Origin of the sequence: Acanthopleuribacter pedis, from assembly GCF_017377855.1 — a bacterium.
Taxonomy (GTDB): Bacteria; Acidobacteriota; Holophagae; order Acanthopleuribacterales; family Acanthopleuribacteraceae; genus Acanthopleuribacter; species Acanthopleuribacter pedis.
This window is the reverse complement of the sequence record NZ_JAFREP010000001.1, coordinates 492,632-505,271: the sequence shown is the minus strand read 5'-3', so window position 1 is coordinate 505,271 and position 12,640 is coordinate 492,632. Positions and strand designations below refer to the sequence as shown.

The 12,640-nt window shown below is 54.9% G+C and carries 12 protein-coding genes; 1 reads left to right on the top strand and 11 read right to left on the bottom strand.

The genetic code is table 11. The annotated features are described in order from the left end of the window. Position 1 precedes the first annotated feature (1 nt). The 9 genes from J3U88_RS01755 to J3U88_RS01715 all read right to left on the bottom strand — a co-directional run bounded on the left by J3U88_RS01755 (position 2) and on the right by J3U88_RS01715 (position 7,633). Positions 2 to 694 carry a tRNA1(Val) (adenine(37)-N6)-methyltransferase gene (locus J3U88_RS01755; protein WP_207856398.1) on the bottom strand — a complete coding sequence of 231 codons (693 nt, stop codon included), beginning with the start codon at positions 692 to 694 and terminating at the stop codon, positions 2 to 4. Positions 695 to 763: 69 nt separating this feature from the next. Then, complete coding sequence (atpC, locus tag J3U88_RS01750; RefSeq protein WP_207856397.1) at positions 764 to 1,156, bottom strand: ATP synthase F1 subunit epsilon; 393 nt, start codon at positions 1,154 to 1,156, stop codon at positions 764 to 766. Positions 1,157 to 1,179: 23 nt separating this feature from the next. Beyond that, positions 1,180 to 2,589, bottom strand: coding sequence for a F0F1 ATP synthase subunit beta (gene atpD, locus J3U88_RS01745; RefSeq protein WP_207856396.1), 1,410 nt, complete (start codon positions 2,587 to 2,589; stop codon positions 1,180 to 1,182). Positions 2,590 to 2,633: 44 nt separating this feature from the next. Further along, positions 2,634 to 3,488, bottom strand: a complete 855-nt coding sequence (gene atpG, locus J3U88_RS01740) for an ATP synthase F1 subunit gamma (RefSeq protein WP_207856395.1) — start codon at positions 3,486 to 3,488, stop codon at positions 2,634 to 2,636. A gap of 2 nt (positions 3,489 to 3,490) precedes the next feature. Then, the gene (gene atpA, locus J3U88_RS01735; protein WP_207856394.1) at positions 3,491 to 5,011 is read right to left on the bottom strand and encodes a F0F1 ATP synthase subunit alpha; all 1,521 of its coding nucleotides are present in this window, start codon (positions 5,009 to 5,011) and stop codon (positions 3,491 to 3,493) included. 8 nt (positions 5,012 to 5,019) lie between these two features. After that, positions 5,020 to 5,553 (bottom strand): ATP synthase F1 subunit delta, encoded by a 534-nt coding sequence (atpH, locus tag J3U88_RS01730; RefSeq protein ID WP_207856393.1) that lies wholly within the window; start codon positions 5,551 to 5,553, stop codon positions 5,020 to 5,022. Then, a complete protein-coding gene (gene atpF, locus J3U88_RS01725; protein ID WP_207856392.1) occupies positions 5,550 to 6,011 on the bottom strand; it encodes a F0F1 ATP synthase subunit B in 462 nt (153 codons plus the stop codon). Before atpF ends, atpH begins: the two co-directional genes overlap by 4 nt. Before the next feature lie 178 nt (positions 6,012 to 6,189). Further along, positions 6,190 to 6,648 (bottom strand): F0F1 ATP synthase subunit B family protein, encoded by a 459-nt coding sequence (locus J3U88_RS01720; RefSeq protein ID WP_207856391.1) that lies wholly within the window; start codon positions 6,646 to 6,648, stop codon positions 6,190 to 6,192. 289 nt (positions 6,649 to 6,937) lie between these two features. Beyond that, on the bottom strand, positions 6,938 to 7,633 hold the full coding sequence (locus J3U88_RS01715; RefSeq protein ID WP_341535169.1) for a metallophosphoesterase: 696 nt from the start codon (positions 7,631 to 7,633) through the stop codon (positions 6,938 to 6,940). Between the two features lie 138 nt (positions 7,634 to 7,771). On the opposite strand from J3U88_RS01715, the gene J3U88_RS01710 reads away from it, so the two are divergent. Further along, the gene (locus tag J3U88_RS01710; protein WP_207856389.1) at positions 7,772 to 8,161 is read left to right on the top strand and encodes a hypothetical protein; all 390 of its coding nucleotides are present in this window, start codon (positions 7,772 to 7,774) and stop codon (positions 8,159 to 8,161) included. A gap of 60 nt (positions 8,162 to 8,221) precedes the next feature. Here the strand turns inward: J3U88_RS01710 and J3U88_RS01705 are convergent, their stop codons facing one another. Together J3U88_RS01705 and J3U88_RS01700 are read right to left on the bottom strand one after the other, a co-directional pair. Next, positions 8,222 to 9,598 (bottom strand): sigma-54-dependent transcriptional regulator, encoded by a 1,377-nt coding sequence (locus J3U88_RS01705; RefSeq protein WP_207856388.1) that lies wholly within the window; start codon positions 9,596 to 9,598, stop codon positions 8,222 to 8,224. Positions 9,599 to 9,656: 58 nt separating this feature from the next. After that, the gene (locus J3U88_RS01700; protein WP_207856387.1) at positions 9,657 to 12,419 is read right to left on the bottom strand and encodes an ATP-binding protein; all 2,763 of its coding nucleotides are present in this window, start codon (positions 12,417 to 12,419) and stop codon (positions 9,657 to 9,659) included. Positions 12,420 to 12,640: the final 221 nt, after the last annotated feature.

The window sequence follows — 12,640 nt, the reverse complement described above, 5'->3', positions numbered from 1 at the left end:
ACTAATCGCGGGTTAATCGTGCAAAAAATGCGGTTGCGGCGTCGGTATAAACACGATGGGCCCGATAAAGAACCAGATCGCGAGACGCGGGCGTGACCGGTTGGCCGCGAACCAGTGAAAAACAAACCAAACCGGCGGGCCGATCCGCGAAGGAAGCGACCCGCAAAACAGCGTCGGGAAACCAACCGGCTTGTTCCCATCCCGGCGATAAGCGCGCATAAACATCGGCGGGCAAAACCCCACACACCCGACCCGCGGGCGTTAATGCGGGCTGAAGCGCGGTTAAAAAATCATCAAAGGTACCGAAAAAGGCGTGGCGCGCATGGGCCGCAACGGGATCTTTTTTGATTTTGCCGTGTCCCGGCAGGTAAAAAGGCGGGTTACACACCAAGAGATCAAAAGCGTGGGCGCGCCAGGGAAAGGTTCGCGCATCACCCTGAACGACCAAAACAGAACGGTCGGCTAGGTTCTGCCGCGCAAAAGCGGCCAATTGGGGCTGTCGCTCCACGGCAACCCCCCGTGACGCGGGCAAACAGCGCCCCAAATAAAAAGCAATCACCCCGCAGCCGGTACCGATGTCCAGCCAACGACGGGGTGAAAACGCAAGCGTAAAGCCGGCCAAAAGCAAGGCGTCGACTGAATAGCGGTATCCGCGCCGGGGTTGCGCCAGGGGCAAGGGTTTCCAGTCGCCCATTCAGCCTCCGAGCAACGGCTGGATACACCAAGGCCCGCGTTGCAGAAACAACGCGGGCCTTGGATTAAATTAAAGTTTGCCGACGAAACGCAGGCGTTGGGCGGCACGCGCCTGGGCGTCCTGTGCGCGCTCCAAATTGACTTCTTTGTCGTTGGAGCCCAAACGGGACTTGGCACGTTGCAGCGCTTCCTTGGCACGGTCGATATTGACATCGTCGTTGCGCTCGGCGCTGCGAACCAGGACGGTGACCTGGTTGTTGTTGACTTCCACAATCCCGGAACCACACAGCATTTCATAATGCTTGCCGGCCTCGGTGTACTCAAGGACACCGAAATCCAGCTTACTGATGAAGTTGGTGTGGGATTCCAGAATGCCCAACCGGCCGCGGCAACCCTGGAGGTTCACCGAGGAAACGTCGGTACAGAGCGCTTCTGCTTCAGGCGTCAAGACTTGTAGTTGCATGGAAACCTACCTCTCGGGCCGGATTACTCAGCCAATTTCTTGGCTTTTTCAATCGCTTCTTCGATGGTGCCGACCATGTAGAAGGCGGCCTCGGGCAGATCGTCGTGCTCGCCGGCAACAATGGCTTTGAAACCACGGATGGTGTCTTCGAGCTTGACGTATTTACCTTTCATACCGGTGAATACCTCGGCAACGTGGAACGGCTGCGAGAGGAAACGCTGGATTTTACGGGCGCGGGCAACGGTCAGCTTGTCGTCTTCAGACAATTCTTCGATACCGAGGATCGCGATGATGTCCTGCAAGTCTTTGTATTTCTGCAAGATCTGCTTAACCTGACGGGCGGTGTTGTAGTGCTCGTCACCCAATACGTGGGGGTCAAGGATCCGCGAACTGGAAGCCAGGGGATCAACAGCCGGGTAGATGCCGAGTTCGGCGATCTGACGGGACAAGTTGGTGGTGGCGTCCAAGTGAGCGAAGGTGGTCGCAGGCGCGGGGTCGGTGTAGTCATCGGCGGGAACGTAGATGGCCTGTACCGAGGTGATCGAACCTTTTTTGGTCGAGGTAATGCGTTCCTGCAATTCACCCATTTCCGTGGCCAAGGTGGGCTGGTAACCAACCGCGGAAGGCATACGACCCAGGAGCGCGGATACCTCGGAACCGGCCTGTGTGAAACGGAAGATGTTGTCAACGAACAACAGGACGTCTTTTCCTTCGGTGTCACGGAAATACTCGGCGGCGGTCAAACCGGACAATGCAACCCGGGCACGGGCGCCGGGGGGTTCGGTCATCTGACCGTAGATCAGCGCGGTTTGGTTCAAAACGCCTGAATCTTTCATTTCGTGGTAGAGGTCGTTCCCTTCACGGGTACGCTCACCAACACCGGCGAACACGGAGTAACCACTGTGGGCTTTGGCGATGTTGTTGATCAGTTCCATGATCAGAACGGTTTTACCAACACCGGCACCACCGAAGAGACCGGTTTTACCACCCTTCATGTAAGGCTCGAGCAAATCGATAACCTTAATGCCGGTTTCGAACATTTCCAATTTAACGGATTGTTCTTCATAAGCGGGCGCTTCACGGTGAATCGGCCAGTGTTCTTTGGCGTTAACGGGGCCGGCTTCATCAACCGGATCACCGACAACATTCAGGATACGGCCCAAAACGGCTTCACCCACGGGAACGGAGATGGGTTTGCCGGTATCGACGGCTTCAACACCGCGAACCATCCCCTCGGTCGGCTGCATCGAAATACAACGAACCTTGTTCTCACCCAAGTGTTGGGCAACTTCGGCGGTGATTTTCACCGCGTCTTCGGTGCTGCCTTCGGGTTTGTAATCGATGGTGACGGCGTTCAAAATTTCTGGAAGTTGCTCTTCGAAAGCAATGTCAAGCACGGGCCCGACAATCTGAACGACTTTCCCTTTATTCATTGAAACTACTCCTTGAGACGATAAGCCACGCTAGCCGGGTCCGGCTAGAGTGCGGCAGCACCACTTACGACCTCAATCAGCTCGGTGGTGATCGCGGCTTGACGTGCTTTGTTCATTTCCAGTGTTAATTTCTCGATCATGTCTTTCGCGTTATTGGTCGCCGCGTCCATCGCGGTCATCCGAGCGGCGTGTTCCGACGCGCAGGATTCCAGCAGCGCTTGGTAAACCTGAGTAGTTACCACGCGCGGCGCCAAATCTTCGAGGATCTCTTGAAGCGAGGGCTCGGCAAGGTGTTCAACACCGCCCTGGTTGACGGCGTCGCTTTGGGTCTTCGGCTCGAGCGGCAACAGGGGCTGCTCGGTCACTTCTTGAACCAAAACGTTTTTGAACTTGTTGTACAGCAGCACAACCCGGGCACATTCACCGCTCGCAAAGGACTTGATCAACACCTGGCTGATGTTTTCGGCCAGGGCGAAGCTCACATCGCGGAAGACATCACTGAAGGATTCAAACATGGCGTCGTGACGACGGAAATGCACGGTCGGTTTTTTACCGATGGTCATCAACAGACAGTTCTCAACGCCGCGTTGGGCCAACATCTTCTCGGCTTGCTTAAAGATGTTGGCGTTAAACGCACCGCAAAGACCTTTGTCGCCGGCCAGCGCCACGATCAAGGTTTTGCCTTCTTTTTGACGGTAGTACTCGGAGTCGGCCTCGGGGAGACGCGCCAGAATGGAAGCATGAACCGCTTCAATCCGCTCGGCATAAGGACGCGCGCCCATGGCGCGCTCCGAGGTGCGGCGCAAACGCGAAGCAGAAACCATTTTCATGGCTTTGGTGATCTGCTGCGTGTTTTTCGTACTCTTAATACGGCGACGTATATCGAGTAGGTTTGGCATGGTTAAACTCCCATATCCGCCCGGAACTGCTCCTTGAAAGCGTTAATCGCGGAGGTAAGGCTTTTCTCGACGTCGTCGTTCAACGCGGGTTTCTCTTTGAGGGTCTTGAGCAGGTCGCTATGGTGGGCGTCCATAAAGTCGTAGAACTTGCTCTCAAAGGCCCCGATGGCTTCGACAGGAATGTCGTCCAAGTGGCCTTTGGCACCCACGTAGAGGATGCAGATCATTTTTTCAACAACCAGGGGCACGTACTGATCCTGCTTGAGCAGTTCGGTCATGCGCTGACCACGGTTCAACTGAGCCTGGGTCGCTTTGTCCAAGTCGGAACCGAACTGGGCGAAGGCGGCCAATTCACGGTACTGGGCCAAATCGAGACGCAGGGTACCGGACAGCTTCTTCACACCTTTGGTCTGGGCGGCACCACCAACACGGGAAACGGAGATACCCACGTTTACGGCGGGACGCTGACCGGAGTTAAACAGGTCGGCCTCAAGGTAGATCTGACCGTCGGTGATCGAAATAACGTTGGTTGGGATGTAGGCGGAAACGTCACCGGCCTGGGTTTCGATGATGGGCAGCGCGGTCATCGAACCGCCGCCTTCGTCGTCGTTCAGCTTGGCGGCACGTTCCAAAAGGCGGGAGTGCAGGTAGAAAACGTCACCGGGGAAAGCCTCACGGCCCGGGGGACGGCGCAACAGCAGCGAAAGTTCGCGGTATGCAGCGGCTTGCTTGGACAAATCATCGTATACGATCAGGACGTGACCGCCGCGGTCGCGGAAGTACTCGCCCATGGCGCAACCGGAGTAGGGCGCCAAGAACAGGAGCGGCGAAGGCTCTGAGGCAGTCGCGGAAACAACGATGGTGTGATCCATGGCGCCGTATTGCTCGAGCTTGGCGACAACTTGGGCAACGGTCGAACGTTTCTGACCGATGGCGACGTAGATACAAATCACGCCGGTATCTTTTTGGTTGATGATGGTGTCGAGGGCGACGGCGGTTTTACCGGTTTGGCGGTCACCAATGATCAACTCACGCTGACCGCGACCGATGGGGATCATGGCGTCAACGGCCTTGAGACCGGTTTGCATGGGCTCGTGAACCGACTTACGTGCAATGATGCCGGGCGCGATGCGCTCAACAGGGTTGAAACCGTCGTTTTTGATGGGGCCTTTGCCATCGATGGGAAGACCCAAGGGGTTCACAACGCGACCCACCATGGCTTTCCCAACGGGAACTGAAGCCAGGCGACCGGTCCGTTTAACGGTGTCCCCTTCACGAATTTTGCTACCACCGCCGAACAAAACAACACCCACGTTGTCTTCTTCGAGGTTCAGTACCATGCCGACCACGTCGTGGGGAAAGTCCAGAAGCTCACCGGACATGGCTTTATCGAGCCCGTAAACGCGGGCAATACCGTCACCTACCGCGACAACGGTACCAATTTCGGCAGTATCGACGTCAGCTTCGTAGCCGGTGATCTGCTCTCGAATAATCTTGCTGATCTCTTCCGCTCTGATATCCATTTCGACAACTACTCCTTAACTAATTCCTCACGCAGTCTGGCCAGACGACCGCGCACGCTGCCGTCATAAACAATGCTGCCGACCTGAGCGACCACACCACCCAAAATCGACGCATCAATCTGGGTGTGAACTTGAACTTTGCAACCAAGGTGAGCTTCCATGCTATTAGAAATCGCATCGAGCTCTTCACGGCTGGGTGCGCTCGCGGTCGTTACTTGAACGGGCTTAATGTTAAGCACCAGGTTCATTTGATCAACAACAGCGCCGCGAAGCTCCGCAAGCAAGTCAATCCGACGAGCCTTGACGAGCACGGAGAGGAAACGAACGACCAACTCAGGGAGGGCGAGGCGTTGTGCCAAGCCGTTAATGACGTTGGATTTGATACGAGGGGAGATGGCGTAGTTCGACAACAAAAGACGGAGGCCTCGATTGGCGGTAACGACATCACAAAAACCCAAGAACGCATCGGCGTCACTCAGGCGTTTTTTCTCGGAGAGCGCCTCGACGAAAGCCTTGGCGTAGCGTACGGAAACGCGACTCATGATTTGGCCTCCAATCGCTCGGAAAATTCAACGAACAATGTGTTGCGATCGGCGTCGGTCATGCTCGTTTGGATAACCTTCTCAGCCTCGGACATGGCCAAATCGGTGATGAAGACTTTCAGCGTGTGGGCGGCCTCGCGGCGCATGCTCTCAACATCTTCCTTGGCTTGGGCGACGATTTGCTCGGCTTCGGCTTCGGCTTTTTTGGCAATGTTGGCTTTTTCTTCTTCAGCTTGACGGCGTGCATCTTCAAGGATGCGCGCGACTTCGTCGTCGAGGCCGTCCATGGTTTTGCTAATTTCGTCCAAGCGTTGTTTGGCTTTTTTGTTGCTCTCTTCCGCGAGGGCCAAGGCTTCTTGAATCCCCTTGCGCCGGTTGACAAAAAACTCGCCGACGGGTTTGTGGATCAGGTACCCCAACACGCCGAAGAACAAGGCGACGTTGAAGGACCGCGCCATGAACTCTTCCCAGAAAGTAAGCCCATCTTCTCCCGCGAGGAGCGGAAGACAGGAAACCAAACAGAAAAAGACTATTCGATTTAAGGTTTTTGTTTTCATTAAAGTATGTCCCCAATTTTTCCCAAACGGGTTTCACGCTATTCGAAAGGCGGCCGGTGGGCCCGGCGCCTGTCGGGGGTTAGGACGCGGAGCGAGAAAGCACCGTGGCGACAATTTGGTCCGCCAGACTTTTGGTATCTTTCTGCAATGCAGCCTTGGCCTTTTCTACCTGGTCTTCCACTTCTTTGGCGGTCGCTTTCACGAGGTTCTGAGCCTTCTCGCGCGACGCGGCAATGATTTGGTTTCCTTCGGTCTCGGAGGCCTTGAGGATGGCGTGGGTTTGATTCTGCGCATCGGCGCGCGCCTCAATCCGCTTCTTCTTCAAGGTGGCCATGCTCTCTTCAACGGTTTTCAAAGAATGCGCTTCGGCCTCGGCACCTTCATCAATGCGACGAGCACGTTCTTCAAGCTTGGCAACGATCGGCTTGAAGATCAGGTTGTTGAGAATGACCAACAACACCAGAAAGAGAACCACGATCACGAATAGCGTTTCGTTGATCTGCATGGGACCGGGCAAACTCTTTAAAATCTCTTCCATAAAAAAACTTCCCGTTCACTTTTCTTTGATTTTTCATGAACCGGCTCAAACACCCAAAAACGCTGGAAAAGTACCACACCGGCTCTTGGGTGTCAAACGAATCAGGGCAATTAAGGCCGGTAGACAAGCGGGGATTTTCCCGGTGTCACGCCAGACGGCGACAGGCCCACTCGGCGTCGCCCCGGGGAACGCTCGAGGCCACCTCGACGAGGTGACAAAAGATCCACATCATAGCGCTTTTTCCCAGTTTTGGGGACGAATGCTTGTGTTGAAGTCCACGCACCCCACGTCACGGCGCGGCATATTCGGACCAGGGGATGGTTTTCAGCACCTGTTCCTCCGGTCGAAAAACGGCGATTTGCCCGGTTGCATACCAGTCCGGCAACACATCCAGCACGCCCTCGCCGACCTGCACCCGATGGGCCGCGTGAAAGTGACCCACGACAATGCGCCGCACCTTGCCGTCAAGCTGCTCGTCCGCGTAGGCGGCCAAGGCTTCTTTCGGCAAGCCCAGCCGGAATTCTTTATTGGTGTTTTTGAGGTTCTTTTTGAGGCGCTGAACCAGCCTTCCTCCGAAGGGAAGTAACCGAATAAACCAACGCATTCCCCAGCTTTTGCTCAACTTACGCCAGCGCAAGTACTGGGTGTCGGCGCGATTGATCAAATCGCCGTGAACAATCAACAAACCCAGGTCGCGCCGCGCCAGGGCGGCCTCATCGCTCCAAGTGAAGCATTCACGGTGACGCCGTACGACGTAAAACTCGTGATTCCCCTCCACAAAACCAATGCGGCGCCGTTGCTTCTGGTCGCGGCACCAAGCGAGGAAACGACGGTGTTCCGCACCTTCGTATCGGGCGTGACCAATCCACAAATCGAAGATATCTCCCATAAAAACAAGATCTTCATCACTCTTGGCCAGATGATCCAACATGGCGAAAAAAGGTTCGACATTCCCAAGTTGCGGCGCGACATGCGCATCAGTCACAAAAATCAAGAATCCAACCCCATTCGCTTGAATCGACTGATTGCCGATCGGTATACTACACATAAGACACACGACCATTCACTTTACACCAGATCCGCGACTCGGTCGCGTCTTTAAAAAGTTCAAAAGAGGGCGAATATGACACGTTGGGGTCAAGAAGAATCCAAGACAAAAGGTCTCCTCGGTTGCTCTTTCGGGTTATTCCTGCTGGGCATCTTTTGCTACACCTTCTACATCAACTACGACGCATTGGAAAAACGCAGCGAATTTGAAAAACGCGTCCAGGCCATGGCCCGTGTCCAGCACGAAAAAGAACCCGGCCAGCTCATCAAAAAGATCTTGGACGAAGCCCGCGCTATGGACCTGGATATTTCCGAAGAAAACATCGACCTCACCATTACCCGCGATGAAAACTTCAACATCGTGGTCGACTATTGGATCGATATTCCCTTCACCATCGATTTCCTGGTCACCCAGGAAGATGTTTCGCTACCGATTGCCGAGAAGGTAACCGTTATCGCCTGGTAAGCAGGCTTAACCCGCGACATTCAAGGGCTTCGTTCAAGCAACCCGGTCGTGTAACTCAGGTTAGCGCAATTTATGGCGTTTCAGCATTTCACTAAAGGTGGTGGTTTTCAGGCCCAGCAAGGCCGCCGCCGCTTTTTGGACGTTACCGCTTTTTTCCAAGGCCTGTAGGATCAGCGCGCGCTCGTAAGCTTGGATTTGCTCCTGAAAGTTCACACCGGTATCCAAACTGGGCAGGATGTCCCGACCACGTTCCGACTTTTGTCGAAAGGAGGGCGGGAGCAAGCTGCTGTCGACAATGCCGTCGCGCGCCAAAACCACCGCCCGTTCGATCAGGTTCTCCAATTCGCGAACATTTCCCGGCCAGGCATACTTCTCCAAGGCCGCGATAAAATCAGGCTCGATTTTGACGATTTTTTTGCTGTTGGCGGTTTCGTATTTGTCCACAAAATAATCGATCAGCAGCGGCAAATCGCCACCGCGCTCCCGCAACGCGGGGATATGAACCTCAATCACATTGAGACGGTAATACAAATCCTCACGGAAGGAGCCGTCTTCAATCATTTTTTCCAAATCGGCGTTGGTCGCGCACACCAAGCGGACATCCACCTCGACGGTTTCGGTGGAGCCAACCGGCATAAACGCCTTTTCTTGCAGCACGCGCAACAGCTTGGCCTGAATTTCCAGACTGATGTTGCCCACCTCGTCGAGAAAAAAGGTGCCCTGATGGGCAAGCTCAAACAGACCTTTTTTGTCGGCAAGCGCCCCGGTAAAAGCGCCCTTCACATGGCCGAAAAGCTGGGATTCCAACAGGTCGGTGGGAATCGACCCGGCGTTGAGCGCCACAAAGGGTTTACCGGCGCGCGGGCTGTTGTGGTGCACGGCACGGGCAATCAGTTCCTTGCCGGTACCGCTTTCTCCGCGAATCAAAATGGTTGCGGTGGAGGGCGCGGCCTGACGAATGAGCTCAAACACCTCGATCATGGCGTCGGAGCGGCCCACCAAACTTTCAAAGCCATAGCGGTCGTCCAGCGCCTCGCGCAAACGCCGGTTCTCCTGGAGCAACCGTTTTTGTGCCAATGCTTTATCCACGACCATTAACACCTGCTCGTTGTTAAACGGCTTGGGAAGGTAGTCAAAAGCGCCGGCTTTCATGGCGGCCACGGCGGAGTCGATCGTGGCAAAAGCGGTAATCAACACCACTGGAACCTCGGGATACAAGGTTTTGGCCTTGGTGATCACTTCAATACCCGACACGCCGGGCAAATTGAGGTCGGTAATGATCAGATCAAAATCCGATTGCGCTTCGAGTTCGACCAGGGCGGTATCCCCGCGATCCGCGGTTTTCACCTTGTAACCCCGGGGCCGGAACAAGCGTTTCAAAACATCTTGAACAACGGGCTCGTCTTCAACCAATAAGATCTTGACCTTACCATCCATGGAACTTTCACCTTTTAAACGCGTTCGTAACCATCATAACCGAACAACCGCGCTTTGGTTAAGCGGGAACGGGCTGCCGTAAGCGTGGAAAGCGCAGGGAAAAAATGGAACCGCGCCCTACTTTACTCTCGACCTCAATGTGACCACCGTGCTCCTGCACAATGTTGTAAACGACCGACAAACCCAATCCCGTCCCCTTCCCCACTTCCTTGGTGGTAAAAAACGGGTCGAAAATGTGCTTCTGGGTTTGCCAATCCATCCCTGTCCCCGCATCAATAAAGCGTAAATCAATGAAGGCGTCACGCATACGAATTTCGATTTTAAGTTCGCCACCCTCGGGCATGGCGTCTTTGGCATTCACAATGAGGTTCACAAAAACCTGCTGGATTTGGTTGCTCAACCCTTCGAGGTAGGCCGCCTCCTCGGGAAAAAGGCAGACCACATTAACGCCGTTCTTTTGAAGCTGGTGGTGCAAAAATTTCAGGGTTTGCTCCAACACGGCAATCACATCGACAGGCCCCTTGGGCTGACTTTCCTTGCGGCTAAAGTTCAACAAAGAGGCCACGATATGGGTGGCCCGCTCGCTTTGGTTGAGCATTAAGTCCAACAGCTCGCGTTGCTCCTCGCCGACGGCGGGGTCCTGAATGAGAAACTGAGCGTAGCTGACGATACCGGTTAAGGGTGTATTGATTTCGTGGGCGACCCCGGCGGCCAACATCCCAATCGACGCCAGCTTCTCCTGTTGCATCATTTGTTGGCTAATACGTTTCTTTTCACTAATATCCTCAACCAAATACAAGGTCCCGTAGACGACATTGTCCTTGGTCTTTAGCGGGGTTTTGCGAATGTCCAGCGCCATCTCGCGCCCGCGCCGGTTCACCACGGCCACCTCGTAATTCATGCCGAACTTCATCGCGGATCGGTCGGTTTCCTCGTATTCCATAAACCATTCGGGAAATTTCTGGCCCGCGAGCGCATCGCGCGGTGCGCCGACAATGTCGGCAAAGGCGCTATTACAGGAAACGGCACGCTCCATTTCATCGGTGGTTAAGATACCGATCCGCGACGACTCGATGATGTTTTCATTGTATTCCTTAAGCTGCATGATGCTTTGCGCTTTTTGGTTGATGTTCTCGTACAGCTCCATGTTCTCCATCAACACGCCGCACTGCTCCAACAAGGATTTCAACATGCGGTCTTCCTCGGGCGGCAAACCCCGTCCCTCGCGCGGCACAAACACGATTAACGCCGCCAATTGCCCGGACACCCGAATCGGCGCCAACACATCATCCCCCGCAAACAGCGGTTCTTCATCCTCGGCACTCGGACCGGCGGTAACCTGGGCACCACGCAACAAGCCGCCCTGAAGCAACGCGGGCGGCAGGGTTTCAAACACCAAACGCGGTTGATCGGCGTCGCCCACCAACCAAAAACTATTTCCATCCCAGCCACGCACATAGGCGAGCGCCTGATTGACCCCGAAGGCGTGTCGGATGCGGGCACAGATGGTGGTCAAAAAAGCTTCGATCTCCATATCGGCACGGTTGATGGCGGAAAAGTCGAGCAACTCCTTCAGGGGCTCGAAGCGCTCACCGTAAATCAAACGATCCAAGGCGTCGGTCACATAATGGCGCAGGGCGGTGTAGGAAACCGCGGCGAACATAATGCCGAGCCCGGAGACAATCGACAGGCCGTCGGGGCCGATGGAGGAACCCAGCAGAACCTGGAACGAGCCGACAAACAGAAAGTACCCCAAAATCAGGAACAGGGTCACCACGAGGTAAACAAACCCTTTTTTCCCTAGTGAACCCAGGTACAAACGGCCCTCGCGACTCCAGCGAAACACCATCGCAAGCGGCAAAAAAATCGGCGCGAGCCCCGAAATAGCGGAAGAAAAAGGGTATTCCAGCTTCCAGAGTGTCAACCCGTAGGGCAACCAACTCACGGCCCAAAAGAGCGAGAGGTTGCGTTCCGACCTGCGAATTTCCGCGAGCAGGGTCGGCAACAAAACGGCGAGGAACACCAACGCGCCGCCCCAGAAACCCTGCATGCGCAAAATATCTGAAAACACACGAGGTCCCATGCCTTCTTCATTAAAGGAAAGGAGCAGAGGCGGCAGGATCAGCGTTAAGAACGCACCGGCAAGGGTCGGCACCCAATGAACCACTTGCAGAAACGCCAACCAGCGGTTGTCGCGCAGGGTTTGCTTGAGGGCCATGGAAAAAAGCGCGGAGGGCAACAACAGGGTACCCAATTGCGAGAGGTGGTAACTGATCCAGTCGAGGGGCGACAGTTTCGGCGTATCCTGAAACACAAAAGCCAGGTAGACGCAGAGGCAAAACATAATCAGGCGGCTGTGAATGTAGAGACTGAGGTTTTGGCTTAGCACCAAAAACAGGAACAAAATATAGATAAACCCAGACAGGGTATAGGCGGTATACACCAAGAGTTCGGGATTCTTAAGCCCTTTAATTTCAACCCAATATTCGTAACGGGTACCGCCGCGCATCACCTGATAAAGGTGGCGGGAACCCACGGTGACCTCGTGAAGAAAATCCTGATAGTCATCCTCGGTCAGGATATCGCGATCATCGATGCCGATCAGAACGTCGCCGATCTGAAGGCTGGTATCGGCGGAAAAATCGCTGTCGACCACCACCAAGGCACCGTTCTCCATGGTGAGGGAGGCCCCGTCGGAGGGTTGTCGGTAGGTGAGGTTGTGGATGACGTTCATCAAGCCGAACACAATGAGCAAGGTTAAGCCGAGATAACCCAATCGGTCGGCTTGCTCGAGCCATCGTTTTTTCAGCGATTCCAGCACGGGGTCCTCATTGTGGATGGTGTCTCATCCAAGCATAAGGAAGTCGCGCGGGCGAGACAAGGCCGGCCCGCATTGTTTACCAGACGTTCTGCAGCGAGGTTGAAATCGCTGCGATTACTTCGGTTACTTGGTCATACCGTGGCAATTCATTGGTGGGGCGGCCACAAGGGTGCGCCGCCGTGCCCGATGGTCGGCCCCGCCACCTCCTTCTTTAACCATAA